Annotated in this window: 12 protein-coding genes; 6 read left to right on the top strand and 6 right to left on the bottom strand. The window is 72.2% G+C overall.

Annotated features, from left to right (window positions below; all coding sequences use genetic code 11):
- Window positions 1–87 precede the first annotated feature (87 nt).
- The 3 genes from AC5RV6_RS04080 to AC5RV6_RS04070 all read left to right on the top strand — a co-directional run bounded on the left by AC5RV6_RS04080 (window position 88) and on the right by AC5RV6_RS04070 (window position 1,967).
- Window positions 88–501 carry a CBS domain-containing protein gene (locus AC5RV6_RS04080; RefSeq protein ID WP_494005997.1) on the top strand — a complete coding sequence of 138 codons (414 nt, stop codon included), beginning with the start codon at window positions 88–90 and terminating at the stop codon, window positions 499–501.
- Window positions 502–577: 76 nt separating this feature from the next.
- Window positions 578–937: a hypothetical protein gene (locus AC5RV6_RS04075; protein ID WP_494005996.1), complete on the top strand. Its 360-nt coding sequence runs from the start codon at window positions 578–580 to the stop codon at window positions 935–937.
- A gap of 292 nt (window positions 938–1,229) precedes the next feature.
- On the top strand, window positions 1,230–1,967 hold the full coding sequence (locus tag AC5RV6_RS04070) for an NUDIX hydrolase (RefSeq protein ID WP_494005995.1): 738 nt from the start codon (window positions 1,230–1,232) through the stop codon (window positions 1,965–1,967).
- 19 nt (window positions 1,968–1,986) lie between these two features.
- On the opposite strand, the gene AC5RV6_RS04065 is transcribed toward AC5RV6_RS04070, so the two are convergent.
- From AC5RV6_RS04065 to gabT, 3 genes are read right to left on the bottom strand one after another with little or no spacing between them, the layout of a single operon-like run.
- Complete coding sequence (locus AC5RV6_RS04065; RefSeq protein ID WP_494005994.1) at window positions 1,987–3,159, bottom strand: acyl-CoA dehydrogenase family protein; 1,173 nt, start codon at window positions 3,157–3,159, stop codon at window positions 1,987–1,989.
- Window positions 3,160–3,209: 50 nt separating this feature from the next.
- Window positions 3,210–4,736, bottom strand: coding sequence for an aldehyde dehydrogenase family protein (locus tag AC5RV6_RS04060; RefSeq protein ID WP_494005993.1), 1,527 nt, complete (start codon window positions 4,734–4,736; stop codon window positions 3,210–3,212).
- Window positions 4,733–6,094 carry a 4-aminobutyrate--2-oxoglutarate transaminase gene (gene gabT / locus AC5RV6_RS04055; RefSeq protein ID WP_494005992.1) on the bottom strand — a complete coding sequence of 454 codons (1,362 nt, stop codon included), beginning with the start codon at window positions 6,092–6,094 and terminating at the stop codon, window positions 4,733–4,735. Before gabT ends, AC5RV6_RS04060 begins: the two co-directional genes overlap by 4 nt.
- Window positions 6,095–6,216: 122 nt before the next feature.
- On the opposite strand from gabT, the gene AC5RV6_RS04050 reads away from it, so the two are divergent.
- Window positions 6,217–7,767, top strand: coding sequence for a PucR family transcriptional regulator (locus AC5RV6_RS04050; RefSeq protein WP_494005991.1), 1,551 nt, complete (start codon window positions 6,217–6,219; stop codon window positions 7,765–7,767).
- On the opposite strand, the gene AC5RV6_RS04045 is transcribed toward AC5RV6_RS04050, so the two are convergent.
- On the bottom strand, window positions 7,764–8,924 hold the full coding sequence (locus AC5RV6_RS04045) for a CaiB/BaiF CoA transferase family protein (RefSeq protein ID WP_494005990.1): 1,161 nt from the start codon (window positions 8,922–8,924) through the stop codon (window positions 7,764–7,766). The genes AC5RV6_RS04050 and AC5RV6_RS04045 overlap by 4 nt on opposite strands.
- On the bottom strand, window positions 8,924–10,360 hold the full coding sequence (locus AC5RV6_RS04040; RefSeq protein ID WP_494005989.1) for a flavin monoamine oxidase family protein: 1,437 nt from the start codon (window positions 10,358–10,360) through the stop codon (window positions 8,924–8,926). Before AC5RV6_RS04040 ends, AC5RV6_RS04045 begins: the two co-directional genes overlap by 1 nt.
- 166 nt (window positions 10,361–10,526) lie before the next feature.
- Here AC5RV6_RS04040 and AC5RV6_RS04035 point away from each other — a divergent pair, with 166 nt between their 5' ends.
- Both AC5RV6_RS04035 and AC5RV6_RS04030 read left to right on the top strand, forming a co-directional pair.
- Window positions 10,527–11,960: an APC family permease gene (locus AC5RV6_RS04035; protein WP_494005988.1), complete on the top strand. Its 1,434-nt coding sequence runs from the start codon at window positions 10,527–10,529 to the stop codon at window positions 11,958–11,960.
- A 6-nt stretch (window positions 11,961–11,966) separates the two neighbouring features.
- Complete coding sequence (locus tag AC5RV6_RS04030; RefSeq protein ID WP_494005987.1) at window positions 11,967–13,346, top strand: NAD-dependent succinate-semialdehyde dehydrogenase; 1,380 nt, start codon at window positions 11,967–11,969, stop codon at window positions 13,344–13,346.
- Between the two features lie 43 nt (window positions 13,347–13,389).
- On the opposite strand, the gene AC5RV6_RS04025 is transcribed toward AC5RV6_RS04030, so the two are convergent.
- Window positions 13,390–13,890: a GtrA family protein gene (locus AC5RV6_RS04025; RefSeq protein ID WP_494005986.1), complete on the bottom strand. Its 501-nt coding sequence runs from the start codon at window positions 13,888–13,890 to the stop codon at window positions 13,390–13,392.
- Window positions 13,891–14,001 lie beyond the last annotated feature (111 nt).

Raw genomic sequence — 14,001 nt, 5'->3', positions numbered from 1 at the left:
CGCCCGCGCCGGCGGCGCGGTTTCCTTCCCGGGGCCAACGATGGTAGACCATAAGTACCCTTAGTAAACGGCGAAGGAGGACCCGCGATGCTCACAGTCCGCGAGATCATGACCGGCAACGCCGAGTGCATCGGCGAGAACGACACGCTTGAGGCCGCCGCCCGGAAGATGGCGGACCTCGACGTCGGCGCGCTGCCGATCTGCGGCGAGGACAACCGGCTCAAAGGCGTGGTGACGGACCGGGACATCGTGGTCCGGGTGCTGGCGGAGGGCGCGGATCCCCGCAGCGTGAAGGCCGGCGAGCTGGGCACCGGAGAACCGGTGACCATCGGCGCCGACGACGGCATCGACGAGGCCATCGAAACGATGAAGGCGCACCGGATCCGCCGGCTGCCGGTGATCGACGGACACGACCTGGTGGGCATGCTGAGCCAGGCCGACATTGCCCGCAACTATCCGGAGGACGAGGTGGGCGGGCTGGTCGAGTTCATCTCGTACTAGGCTGGAGGACTCCGGCGGAGCGCCCGCTGCGGTGCCCGCCGGCCGACCCGGAACGACGACGGAACGAGGAGGAAGCATGGCGAGGAACACCGAAGACTCACCGGCCCTGCCCGACGGCTACGAAGCGGACCGGCTGGAGCAGGAGCTGCCGGCCGTGCCCGACGGCGGGCCCGACGTCGGCGCGCCCGCAACGGAGGCCCCGCTCGAGGGCGGATCGGACGCCGACCGGCACGAGCAGCAGCTGCCCGCCGTTCCCGGCGGCGGTGCGACGCTCCCGACCGCTGACGACGTGCTGCCCGGCGGTTCCGAAGCGGACCGGCTGGAGCAGGCACAGGCCCTCTCCGGCGCCGATGATGACGAGTACCCTTACGGGGCCGAGGATGAGGCAGCGTCCTATGAGGACGCCGCAGACGATGAGGATGACGAGCAGCAGTAGGCCTGCTTCGAAGCAGTCCGCAACGGGGAGGGACGGGAATATCCCGGCCCTCCCCGTTCGTTCATATTCAGTACTGCAACTGAATACGGGGATGATCGCGGATCAGCCGCAGCGTCTGCCACGCCGGCTGGGGCTGGCCGAGAGCCCCTATCTCCACGAAAAAGGGAAGCGCCGCACGCTTCCCTTTTTTGCTGCCCCGGTGTCCAGCCGCTGCCGGGCGGTGTCCCCGAATGGCTAGGATTGAAACCCGGCGGGCGGTGCTGCCCGCATCCGGCGAAAGGGCGCATCAACAATGGAACTGCACGGGTATGCCGCAACCGTGGTGCTGCTGAGGGACAGCGCCGACGGACTCCGGACGCTGCTGCTGCAGCGGCCCAGCCGCAGGGGCTCCTTCGCAGGGGCCTGGGTGTTTCCCGGCGGACTGGTGGACCCGGAAGACCACGCCCCGCAGCCTGACGGGACGGCTCCGGTGGCGGACCCCCTGGCCGCTGCGGGAAGCGTCGATGCCGTTGTCGATGCAGCGACGGCCGCCGCTGTCCGCCGGGCCGGCGTCCGGGAAACCGAAGAGGAAACCGGCCTGCTGCTGGACCCGGCCGCCCTGGTGCCGCTGTCGTGCTGGATTCCGCCGGCCGAAGTGCCCCGCCGGTACCGGACCTGGTTCTTCCTTGCGCCGGCTCCCGAGGGCAGGATCCGGCTGAGTCCGGACGAGCACGTGGACGGTGCCTGGCTGACACCGGCCGAAGCCCTGGACCGGCACCGCCGCGGCGAGATCGAGCTGGTGACTCCCACCTGGGTCACCCTGCATCACCTGGCCGGCTTCAGCACCGCCGAAGAGGCGCTGCGGGCCGCAGCGGCCGCTGCGCCGGAAACCTTCATCAGCCGGCAGCATCCGGGGGAGGCGCCCGGCACCGCCATGGTGATCTGGCAGGGCGACGCCGCTTACCCCGGCACGCCGGGCACCGCCCCGGCCGCCCGCCACCGGCTGGTGATGGACGGCCGGAACTGGACCTACGAACGCACCCCGGCCTGAGAAAGCATGCAGCCCGGGCCTACCGGAACGCCGGAATGCCGGTGACGTGGTTGCCGATCACCAGGGTGTGCACCTCGTCGGTGCCCTCGTAGGTGCGCACCGACTCCAGGTTGTTGGCGTGGCGCAGCGGTGAATAGTCCAGCGTGATGCCGTTGCCGCCGAGCATGGCGCGGGCCTCGCGCGCGATCGCGATGGCCTCCCGGCAGTTGTTCAGCTTGCCCACCGAAATCTGGTGCGGCTGCAGCCCTCCGGCGTCCTTCAGCCGGCCCAGCTGCAGGGCGAGCAGCGTGCCCTTGTTGATTTCCAGGGCCATGTTCACCAGCTTCTCCTGCGTCAGCTGGTAGCCGGCCAGCGGCTTGCCGAACTGCAGCCGTTCCTTCGAGTACTCCAGCGCCGTCAGGTAGGAGTCGCGGGCCGCGCCCATGGCGCCCCAGATGATGCCGTAGCGGGCCTCGTTGAGGCATTCGAACGGCCCGCGCAGGCCCTTGGCCTTGGGCAGCATGGCCGACGCCGGCAGGCGCAGGTCGGTCAGCTCGATCTCGCACTGGATCGAGGCGCGCATCGACAGTTTCTGCGTGATCGGCACGGCCTTGAAGCCCGGGGTGTCGGTGGGCACCACGAAGCCGCGCACGCCGTCGTCGGTCATGGCCCAGATCACCGCCACCTGCGCCACCGACGCCAGGCCGATCCAGCGCTTGGTGCCGTTGAGCACCCAGTCCGCGTCGTCTCCGGCCCCGTCCCGCCGGGCGAAGGTCTGCATTCCGGCCGGATCGGATCCGGCGGTCGGCTCGGTCAGCCCGAAGCAGCCGATCGCCTCGCCGGCTGCCATTCTGGGCAGCCACTCGTTCTTCTGCTCCTCGGAGCCGTGCTTGTGGATGGCGCTCATCGCCAGCGAGCCCTGCACGGAGACGAAGGTGCGCAGCCCGGAATCGCCCGCCTCCAGCTCCATCGCGGCCAGCCCGTACTCGACGGCGGAGCGGCCCGGGCAGCCGTAGCCGGACAGGTGCATGCCGAGGACGCCGAGCTGCGCCATCTCCGGCACGATCTCCAGCGGGAACTCCGCGCGCTCGTACCAGCCGGCGATGTTGGGGCGGATTTCGGTATCCACGAAGGCGCGCACCTTGTCGCGGACGGTGATCTCCTCCGCGCTGAGGAGGCCTTCGATGCCGATAAGGTCCGAATTGTCGTTCACGGTTCTTCTTTCAGGTCGGTGGGTGGAATTGAGGTTGACGGAAACGGCGCTTAGGCGGTGCCGGACGCGGGCCAGGCGCCGTCGATCCGCTGGGGAATGCCCCACGGATTGTCCGGCGCGACCGGAGGCGGCAGCACTGCCTCCGGCGCGTTCTGCACGGCCACCGGCCGCACGAACCGGTCCAGCGCCCCGGCGCCGACGCTGGTCGCCTCCGGCCGGGAGGTCGCCGGCCACGGGCCGCCGTGCTGCTGTGCCCAGGTGTTCGCGACGCCGGTGGGCCAGGCGTTGACCGCCACGCGCCCCACCCGTGGAATCAGGGCGGCGACGGCGGCCGCAGCGTCCGCGTCGTCGTCTCCGCCGGAAAAGACGGAGGCGGCGAGGGAGGGCTGCAGCGCCGCGGCCAGCGCGAGGGCCTGGCTGAAGTCCTCGTATTCGCAGATCAGCGCCACGGGCCCGAAGCATTCCTCGAGCAGCCTGGAACCGGGCGCCAGCTGCTCCGGGCGCACCTCGATCAGCTCGGGGACGGCCTGCCAGCCGGCCGCCGTCCCGGCGTCGGCCGGCGGCGCCGGGGCACCGGCTGCCTCGGTGAGGGCGGCAAGGCCGCTGCGGTAGCTGCCGGCAATGCCGGCGGTCAGCAGCGGGGCGGGCACGACGTCGGCCAGCGCACGGCGCGCGGCCGCCGGCAGGCCGGACCCGGCGGGCGCCAGCAGCAGTCCGGGCTTGGTGCAGAATTGGCCGGCGCCGAGGGTGAAGGAGCCGGTGAAACCGGCGGCGAGGGCGCGGACGGCTGCCTCGTCCGCAGCTGCGGCGGGGGTGACCAGCACCGGGTTGACGGTGCCCATCTCGGCGAACACGGGGACGCCGCGGCCGGCGGCGCGCTGCACCAGGGCCATGCCGCCGGCCTGGCTGCCGGTGAAGGCCACCGCGCGGATGAGCGGAGAATCCACCGCCTGCAGCCCGGCGTCGAACCCGGTGACCAGCCCGAACGCTCCCGCAGGCGCCCCGGCTTCGGCCAGGGCGGCGGCCGCCAGTTCGGCGATCTGCACGCTCAGCCGCGGATGGGCCGGGTGGGCCTTGGCGACCACAGGGCAGCCGGCGGCGAGGGCGGAGGCGGTGTCATGGCCGAAGACGCCGAAGCCGAAGGGGAAGTTGCTGGCGCCGAAGACCGCCACGGGGCCGAGGGGCACCTTGAAACGCACCAGCGTGCCGGCCGGAGTGCTGTCCCGGGCTGCGCCGAGCCAGCTGCCTTCGGCGGCCACCCGCCCGTAGAAGCGGGCGCTGGCTGCCGCGCCGGCCACCTCGCCGGTCAGCCGGGGCAGCCCGAGTCCGGTTTCCTCATCGGCGAGGGCGGCCAGGTCATCGGCCGAGGCGTCGAGGGCGTCCGCGACGGCGTTCAGCCAGCGCTGCCGTTCCGCGGGTGCGACGGCGGCGACGGCGCCGGCTGCCTCGGCAGCGGCGGTGAGCAGGGCCTCGACGTCAGCCGGAGCTGTGTGCGCGACGGCGCCGTGCTGTTCGCCGGTGCGCGGGTTGAAACTGGGATCCGCTGCGGTCCGGGCGGGCTCCGTGTCCTGGCTCATGCGACCACCGTAGCCGCAGCCGGTGCGCCGGCGACGGTGCGGATGGCACCGGCGAGCACCTGGAGACCGTCGGTGAGCAGCTCTTCGCCGATCACCAGCGGCGGCAGCAGCCGGATGACGTTGCCGTAGGTGCCGCAGACCAGCACCAGCACACCCTGGGCGTGGCAGGCGGCCGCGGTTTCGCGGGCCAGGTCCGGGCGGGGTTCCAGGGTCTGCGGGTCGGCGAACTCCAGGGCGAGCATGGCTCCGCGGCCGCGGATCTCCGCAACGGTGGGCACCTCGGCCTGCAGCGGTTCCAGCGCCGCGCGGACGGCCTGCTCGATGGCGCGGGCGTTCGCCAGCAGGGTGCCGTCCTCAAACTGGTCGAAGACAGCCAGTGCAGCCTCGCAGGCGAGCGGGTTGCCCGCATACGTGCCGCCCAGCCCGCCGGCATGCACGGCGTCCATCAGCTCCGCCCGGCCGGTCACCGCGCTGAGCGGCAGCCCGCCGGCAAGCGCCTTCGCGGTGAGGGTCAGGTCCCCGGCCACGCCCTCATGCTCGCTGGCGAACAGGGTGCCGGTGCGGCCCATCCCGGCCTGGATCTCGTCCATCACCAGCACAATGCCGTGCCGGTCCGCGATCCGGCGCAGCCCGGCGAGGAAGCCCGGGGCCGGCACGATAAACCCGCCCTCGCCCTGGATCGGTTCGATGACCATGGCCGCGAAGGATTCCGGCCCGTGCTCGGCCAGGACAGCCTCGACGCCGGCCAGCGCCTCCTCAGCCGTCCTGGGCGTTCCGCCGCGGTTCAGCGGTGCGGCGGTCGGCGCCCGGTGCACCGTGGCGGGGAAAGGCCCGAAATTGAGCCGGTACGGGTTCTCCTTGGCCGTCATCGCCATGGTGAGCAGGGAGCGGCCGTGATAGGCGTCGTCGAACACCAGCACCCGCGGCCGGCCGGTGGCGGCGCGGGCGATCTTCACCGCGTTCTCCACGGCCTCCGCCCCCGTGGAGAACAGGGCGGTGCGCTTCTCGAAGTCGCCCGGCACATGCCGGTTCAGCCAGGCGCAGACCTCGGTGAAGGCGCTGTATTCGGTGACCATGAAGCAGGTGTGCGTGAAACGCTCCAGCTGCGCGGAGACCCGCTCGCGTACCGCGGGGTTCGCCGCCCCCACGCTGGTCACGGCGATGCCGGACGCGAAGTCGATGAGGCGGTTGCCGTCCACATCCTGCAGGATTCCCCCGTCGGCGCGGTCGATGAAGACCGGCAGGGTCACCCCGAATCCAGCGGTCACCTCCTGCCGCCGGCGGGCATGCAGCTCGGCGGACCGGGGGCCGGGAACAGCCGTGGCGAGATGGCGGGTCTGGGGCAGCGTCGTCGTCATGGGATCACGCTAGCCAGCAGCGCGCGTAACAACACTGGTCAGGATGGCCCCGCAGAGGAACCGCCGGGGATAATTCATCCAACGGACGCCCCTGGCGTCCGGCGGCTTCCGAGGGAGGAACAATGATCAGTCTCGCCCAGCTCTGCGGGCAGGTGGGGGCGGACCTCCAGCCGTTCGACGGGACCCGCGTCCCGCGCCGCCAGCTCAGCGGCGTCCACATCTCCGAGCTGCCGGATCCGCTGCCGTACCTGGAGGGCGGGGAGCTGCTGCTCACCACCGGCATCCCGGTGGCCGGCAGCGCCGAGGCGACGGCCGGGTATGTGCGCCGGCTCGCCGCCGGCGGAGTCGCCGCCCTGGGGCTGGGCCTGGGGGCCGGGCTGGACACGGTGCCGACGGCGCTCGCCGACGCCTGCGCCGCGGCGGACCTGGCCCTTCTGGTGGTGCCGGACGGCGTGCCGTTCCGCAACATCTCCCGCGCCTACTGGGACCTCGTGGCCCGCACCGGGCAGGCGGACCTGGCCGCCAGCCTCGGCACCCAGACGGCGCTGGCCCGCGCCGCCACCCGCCCGGATGCGCGGGCTTCGGTGCTGAAGGCCCTCGCCCAGGCGCTGGGCGGCTGGGCAGCGTACCTGCCGGCCGACGGCGGGAAGGTCACCTGCTGGCCGCAGGCCGCCTCGGCCCTGGTGCCACGGCTGCGTGAGGAGACCTCCCGGCTGAACACGGCCGCCACGCACTCCGCCGCCACCTTCCAGCTGCATGGAACCGACGTGGTGGAGCATCCGATCCTGCTGGGCCGGCGGCTGGTCGGTTTCCTGGCGATCGGCGCCGGCCGCAAGCTCACCCGCGCGGACCGGCAGGTGATTCTCACCGTGTGTGTGCTGCTGTCGCTGCGGGAACAGCAGGAGCAGCACGCCGCGGACACCGAAGCCGTGCTCGACGCCGCCGTGGCGAAACTGGTGCTCCGCGCCCACCCGGTGGCCGCGCGGACCCTGGCTGCCGAGCTGGGCCGGGCGCCGCTGGCCGAGCAGGTCCGCGTGCTGGTCCTGCGCCCGCCGGCCGGAACGGAGGCGCTGCCCGCTGCGGCGGAGCTCGCCCGCATCGCCGCCGGGCTGACCGTGCCGCCGGGCACCGGAACGCCGTGGCCGGCGCTGGGGCCGGCGGTCGCCCGCGCCAGGTTCCGGTATCTCGACTCCGGCCTGGCCTGCCTGCTGCTGCCGGCCGACGCCCGCAGCGACGCTGTTCCCGTCGCCGCGGCGGGTACGCCGCCGCTGGGTGCGGCGGCCGATGTTCCCGAGTGGGCCGGCGCGCTGAGCGAGGCGGTGCCCCTGGAACGCGCAGCCGACCAGCTGGCCGCCACCTGCGCGGCGGCCGGCGCCGCGGCGCCGGGCACGCTGGCGATGAGCGCCGGACTGCTGGACCCCCGGGTCAGTCAGTGGGTCGCCGCGCTGCAGGCCTACGACCGGGCGGATCTGGCCGGCACCGTCCGGGCGTATCTGCGCCACCGCGGGCAGTGGGAGCCGGCCAGCCGCGAGCTGGGGGTGCACCGCAATTCGCTGCGGCACCGGATCGGCGTTGCCGGGCGGCTGCTCGACGCCGATCTGGATGACCCGGACGTCGCGGCCAGCCTGTGGCTGGCGCTGCGCTCGGTTCCCGCGCAGCCGGCCGGCAGCTAGCCTTCGGGCTGCCGCAGCCAGGCGCGCAGCTCCTCGCTGTGCTCACCCAGCTGCGGCGGGGCGGCGGTGCGCGGCTGGAGCGGGGGAGTCCAGGTGGCCGGATGCCGGATCTGGCGGCCGACGGCGGTGCCTGCGGCGTCGTGGACTTCGATGGTCGGTTCCAGGCCCAGCGTCTCGGCAAAGGCGAGGCCCTCGTCGATGCCGGCCACCTGCCCGGCGGGAACGCCCGCGTCGGTGAGCTTCTTCTGCCAGGCGGCCGCGCCGTCGGCGGCCAGTGCGCGCTCCAGCAGCGGAATGAGTTCGTCCCGGTGCGCCACCCGCGCGTCGTTGGTCGCAAAGCGCTCATCCCGCGCCGCGTCCGGCATCCCCAGGGCCGCGGCCAGCCGGGCGAACTGACCGTCGTTGCCGCAGGCGACGGCCAGCGGACCGTCGGCGCATTCGAGCAGCTGGTACGGCACGATCGAAGGATGCGCGTTGCCCATCCGGTGCGGCACCTTGCCCGCCCCGAGCCAGGCCTGGCCCTGGTTGGCCAGCGCGCCCTGCAGGCTGGAGAGCAGGTTCAGCTCCAGCCGGGCGCCGCGTCCCGTGCGCTGCCGGTTCGCCAGGGCCGCGAGGACGGCGATGGCGGTGTCCTTGGCGGTCAGCACATCCACCAGGGCGACGCCGGCCTTCATCGGCCCGCCGTCGGCATCCCCGGTGATGCTCATCAGCCCGCCCAGGGCCTGGACCACGAAGTCATAGCCCGGCAGGTCCGCGCCGCCGCTGCTGCCGAAGCCGCTGACCGAGGCGTAGATCAGGCCCGGGTTGTCGGCGGAGAGCTCCTCGTAGCCCAGGCCAAGCCGGTCCAGGCCGCCGGGCTTGAAGTTCTCCACCAGCACGTCCGCACGCCGGGCCAGGGCGCGGGCCAGTTCACGGTCCTGCGGATCGGACAGGTCCAGGCAGACCGATTCCTTGTTCCGGTTCACGGACTCGTAGTACGTGGCGCCGGTGGGGGAGTAGGGCGGGCCCCAGCTGCGGGTGTCGTCGCCGGTTCCGGGCCGTTCCACCTTGATCACGCGGGCCCCGAGGTCGGCGAGGGTCATGGTGGCCAGCGGGCCGGCAAGCACGCGGGAAAAATCGGCGACGAGGATGCCCTCCAGCGGGCGGACTGCGTCCATCAAGCGCTCCCGGTGCCGGCGACGGCGCTGACGCCGGCGGCCATGCTGCCGGTGCCGGCTGCGGACTCGGCCGACTCCGCGGCCAGGGCGGCGGCGGCTTCAGCGGCGGCACGGCGGCCGGAGGTGACGGCGCCGTCCATGTAGCCGTTCCACACCTCCGCGGTTTCGGCTCCCGCCCAGTGGAGGCGCCCCACCGGCTCGCGCAGCGACCGTCCCAGTCGCTTCCACAGCCCGGTGCCCAGGCGGCCGCCGTAGCAGCCCCGGGTGTACTCCTCGTCGCTCCAGTTCCGTTCCAGGACGTCCAGCGGTTCAGCCGCCTCCGGTCCGAAAAGGTCCGCCAGCTCGGCCAGGACGAGTTCGCGGCGCTGCCCGGGCGTCAGGTCCGCGGCGTCGCGGGCGTGGGCGCCTTCAATGAACGCCACCAGCACTCCGCAGGACGCGTCCGGCGGGCAGTTGTCGTAGACGAGGCCCACGTGGCCGTCCAGGTTCAGTGCGGTGCCGCTGAGGCCGGCGTCCCGCCAGAAGGGCCGCTCGTAGGCCACCTGGAACTTGATCACGGTGCCGGCGGGCATCTGCTGGGTGAGGCTGTCCCGGTTCGCGGGCAGCGGCGGGCTGTACCGCAGCCGCCCGGCAAGCACCGGGGGCAGCGCGATGATCACCCGACGGGCGCGGACAACGCCGCCGTCGAAGTGCACGCGCACCCCGTCCTCCTCCTGCTCCAGATGCCGGACGGGGCAGCGCAGCCGCACACGTTGTCCGAGCTGCGCGGCCATGGCTTCGGAGATCCGATGCGTGCCGCCCAGCACCCGGGAATCCTGCGCGCCGCCGATGGTGGACATCAGCCGGACCAGCCCGCCGCCGGAGCGGACATAGAACAGCAGGTGCAGCAGTGAGAACTCGCAGGTGTCGGCGGCGAAGATGGTGGCCAGCATGACGTCGTAGAACCGCCGGGCGGTCTCGTCGCGGACGTTTTCGCGCAGCCAGGCGTCGGCGGTGACCCGGTCCCATCCGGCGGCATCCGGGCCGGCCCCGGGATCCGCCGGGTCCACCTGGGCGGCGAGGTCGTCTATGAGCTCCTGCACCCGGTTGAACTCGGCCAGCGCCGTCTCCGGCAGCCCGAACGCTCCGCCCTCCGCATAGGCGAGCCCGCCGTCCATCCGGAGCACGGACCGGCCGGCGTCGTACACCTGGAAGGTCTGCAGGCCGAGCTCGGTGATCAGCGCCAGCACCGCGTCCTGGCCCGGGCCGACCCACTGGCCGCCCAGCTCCACCGGAACCCCGTTGCCGAGAACGGCGCCCTCATTGCGGCCGGCCACCCGGTCCCTGGCCTCCAGCACCAGGACGTCGAGGCCCCCGGCGGTCAGCTGACGGGCGGCGGACAGGCCGGCCAGGCCGGCGCCGACCACCACCACGTCATGCATTGGCGCTTTCTGCACGTACTGCTCCTTCCGGTATCCGAGGAGTCTAGCCACGCAGTGCCGGGGGATTCCTTGGATGATTCATCCCGGACGTTGTTCAAACCGGCGGAAAGCCGGTCTTGTCCGCGGCCGACACGCCTCTGTAGCGTCGGCGCGATCACGCCCCCACGAGACCGGAGCCGATATGACCGAGCCCCCCGCATCCTCCGCCGCTCCACTCTCCGCCCCGGCACCCGCCAGGCTGAAGCGGGTCATGGGCACCCCGTCGCTGGTGGTCTTCGGCCTGGCGTACATGGTGCCGATGACGATCTTCACCACCTACGGCCTGGTCACCACGATCACCGAGGGCCATCTGTCCGCGGCCTATGCGGTGACGCTGGCGGCCATGCTCTTCACCGCGTTCAGCTACGCGTTCCTGGTGCGCGTCATCCCGTCGGCGGGCTCCGCCTACAGCTTCACCCAGCGGATCTTCGGCCGGCACGTCGGCTTCCTGACCGGCTGGACCGTGATGCTGGATTACCTGCTGCTGCCGATGCTGAACTACCTGCTGATCGGGCTGTACCTCAACGCCCAGTTCCCCGCCGTGCCCACCTGGGTGTTCACGCTGGCCGCGATTGCCCTGGTCACCGTGCTGAACGTCGTCGGCATCACCGTGGTGCGCAGCGCCAACCTGGTGCTGGTGGGCGCCCAGGCGGTGTTCGTCGTCGTGTTCGCGGCGCTGGCCCTGACCCGGGTGCGCGGGCGACAGTCACTGCTCGAACCGTTCGCCTCCCCTGACATGTCGCTGCCGCTGATCATGTCCGGCGCGGCGATCCTCTGCCTGTCATTCCTGGGGTTCGACGCCGTGTCCACCATGTCCGAGGAGGCGAAGGACCCGCGCCGCACCGTTCCGCGGGCCATCATCCTCACCACCCTCATCGGCGGCGCCGCCTTCATCCTCGTTTCCTGGGTGAGCCACCTGGCCTTTCCCGACTGGCAGTCGCTGACCGATCCGGACGCCGCCGCCGTCGAGATCATGGACAGCGTCGGCGGTCAGGCCCTGGTGGCCCTCTTCCTGGCCGCCTACATTGCCGGGTCCACCGCCTCGGCGATGGCCTCGCAGGCCTCCGTAGCCCGCATCCTGTTCGCGATGGGGCGCGACGGCGTGCTGCCGCGCCGGGTGTTCGGCCGGGTCAGCGCCCGGTTCCGGTCACCGGTGGGCGCCGTCCTCGTGGTCAGCGCAGTGGCCCTGCTGGCGCTGGCCGCGGACCTGGAGACCGTCGCGTCGGTGGTCAGCTTCGGCGCCCTGGCCGCGTTCTCGCTGGTCAACCTTGGCGCGGCCAAGCATTTCCTGGCCGGCCGCACGCCCTCCCTGCCGGACCTGCTGCGCTACGGACTGGTTCCCGGCATCGGCTTCCTGCTCACGGTCTGGCTGTGGTTCAGCCTGTCCGGCGCCGCCCTGATGGTCGGCCTCGCCTGGCTCGCCGTCGGCGCCGCCTACCTGCTGGTCCTGACCCGCGGCTTCCGCCGCCCGCCGCCCGCCGTCGACCTGGACGCCGAGCATGAGCCCCTCCCGGCGCCGGGGGTGCCCGCCGCTGCGGGCCGGGATGCGACCCCGATCACAGGAAAGGTAACGTAAAGCCGCATGAGCGTGTACAAGACAGTGAACCCCGCCACAGGCGAGACCGTCCGGGAGTTTCCCGAAGCCACCGACGAACAGATCGGGCAGGCCGTCGCCGCCGCCCACGAAGCCTTCGCCGGCTGGCGGCGCGAACCGGTGGAAACCCGGTCCAAGGTCCTCTCCCGCGTCGCCGAACTCTACCGGGAGCGGGCCGGCGAACTGGCGGACCTGATTGCCCTCGAGATGGGCAAGCCGGTGGCCCAGGGCCGCGGCGAGGTCGCCCTGGTGGCCGACATCTACGACTACTACGCCGCCGAGGGCCCCGGGTTCATGGCCGACGAGCAGCTGGACCCCAAGGGCGGCGGCACCGCCGTCGTCCGGACCGAGCCGGTCGGCGCGCTGCTGGGCATCATGCCGTGGAACTACCCCTACTACCAGGTGGCCCGGTTCGCCGGCCCGAACCTGATGCTGGGCAACACGGTGGTGCTCAAGCACGCCAACAACTGCCCGCAGTCCGCGCTGGCCATGGAGGCGATCTTCCGGGAAGCCGGGCTGCCGGAGGGCGCGTACGTCAACGTCTTCGCTACCAACGCCCAGGCGGCCGACATCATCGCCGCCCCCCGCATCCAGGGTGTCTCCCTCACCGGCTCCGAACGCGCCGGCTCCGCCGTCGCCGAAGTTGCCGGCCGGCACCTGAAGAAGGTGGTGCTGGAGCTGGGCGGCTCCGATCCCTTCATCGTCCTGGACACCGCCGACCTCGACGGCGTGGTCAAGGCCGCCGTCGCGGGCCGGATGGGCAACTCCGGGCAGGCCTGCAACTCGCCCAAGCGGTTCATCGTGATGGAGGAGCTCTACGAGGAGTTCGTCGCGAAGATGGCCGAAAAGCTGGCCCGCATCCAGCCCGGAGATCCGCGCGATCCGGGCACCCGCTTCGGTCCGCTGTCCTCACAGGCCGCCGCCGACGGGCTCGTGGAGCAGATCCGGGACGCGGTGGACAAGGGTGCGCAGCTGCACACCGGCGGCGGCCTGCTGGACGGCCCCGGCGCCTACGTGGCCCCGACCCTGCTGACCGGCATCACCCCTGAGATGCGGGCCTTTTCCGAGGAGCTGTTCGGCCCCGTGGCCATGGTCTACCAGGTCGCTGACGAGGACGAGGCGGTGGAGCTGGCCAACAACTCCCCGTACGGGCTCGGCGGCGCCGTCTGGAGCACCGATGAGGACCGCGCGCTCGCCGTCGCCGACCGGCTCGACACCGGAATGGTGTGGATCAACGGTGTGGCCGGCACCCAGGAGGACCTGCCGTTCGGCGGCGTGAAGCGCTCCGGCGTCGGCCGGGAGCTGGGCCGGTACGGCATGGACGAGTTTGTGAACAAGAAGCTGATCCGCCGCCCGGGCAGCCGCTGATCCGGGCTGGCTCGCTGCACTGCGTCCCGCCTCCTCCGGCGGATTACCTGCCGGAGGAGGCGGCCGTGCGTTCGTCGGTGCCTGCGTCGGCTTCGGTGTCGGCGTCAGTGTCGGCGTCGGCACCGCGCGGAGCGTTGAACACGATGTAGCGGTAGGCGAAGTAACGGAACACGTTGCCCAGGGCCACGCCCACCACGTTGCCGGAGATGTTGTCCGCCACCGGGCCGGTCAGCCCGAGGACGTAGTTGGAGACCACCAGGCAGCCCGCTGCGATGAGCAGGCCGACGGCGTTGGTCAGGGCGAAGAGAAGCGTCTCGCTGCGCAGGCTGCGCCCGCGGGTGTGCCGGAAGGTCAGGTAGCGGCTGCCCAGCCAGGACACGGCGGTGGCCACGGCCACGGAAATGACCTTCGCGGTCACCGGATTCCCCTGCAGCACGGTCTCGTTGAGCAGGTTGAACAGCCCGACGTCGACGACGAAGGCGACCGCGCCCACGGCGGAGAAGGAGCCGACCCTCTTGACGACCTTCCGGGCAGTCCGGTTCATGCCACCTGTTTTCCGTTCCTGCGCCCCGGGGCGCCCTGGGCGCTGCCGGGCCCGGATTCTCCGCGGGCCGCAGCGCGGTCTTCCTGCTTTGGATATTTGCACGCTGCGCAG

The sequence above is a fragment of the Arthrobacter saudimassiliensis genome (assembly GCF_059090665.1).
This window is presented reverse-complemented; position numbering and strand designations above follow the sequence as displayed.

Excerpts from the sequence above, each read along its gene's own strand:
- gabT (WP_494005992.1), bottom strand. The coding sequence starts at position 6,094 with ATGACGACGACGCTGCCCCAGACCCGCCATCTCGCCACGGCTGTTCCC.
- AC5RV6_RS04045 (WP_494005990.1), bottom strand. The coding sequence starts at position 8,924 with ATGGACGCAGTCCGCCCGCTGGAGGGCATCCTCGTCGCCGATTTTTCC.
- AC5RV6_RS04050 (WP_494005991.1), top strand. The coding sequence starts at position 6,217 with ATGATCAGTCTCGCCCAGCTCTGCGGGCAGGTGGGGGCGGACCTCCAG.
- AC5RV6_RS04075 (WP_494005996.1), top strand. The coding sequence starts at position 578 with ATGGCGAGGAACACCGAAGACTCACCGGCCCTGCCCGACGGCTACGAA.
- AC5RV6_RS04070 (WP_494005995.1), top strand. The coding sequence starts at position 1,230 with ATGGAACTGCACGGGTATGCCGCAACCGTGGTGCTGCTGAGGGACAGC.
- AC5RV6_RS04035 (WP_494005988.1), top strand. The coding sequence starts at position 10,527 with ATGACCGAGCCCCCCGCATCCTCCGCCGCTCCACTCTCCGCCCCGGCA.
- AC5RV6_RS04030 (WP_494005987.1), top strand. The coding sequence starts at position 11,967 with ATGAGCGTGTACAAGACAGTGAACCCCGCCACAGGCGAGACCGTCCGG.
- AC5RV6_RS04080 (WP_494005997.1), top strand. The coding sequence starts at position 88 with ATGCTCACAGTCCGCGAGATCATGACCGGCAACGCCGAGTGCATCGGC.
- AC5RV6_RS04025 (WP_494005986.1), bottom strand. The coding sequence starts at position 13,890 with ATGAACCGGACTGCCCGGAAGGTCGTCAAGAGGGTCGGCTCCTTCTCC.
- AC5RV6_RS04060 (WP_494005993.1), bottom strand. The coding sequence starts at position 4,736 with ATGAGCCAGGACACGGAGCCCGCCCGGACCGCAGCGGATCCCAGTTTC.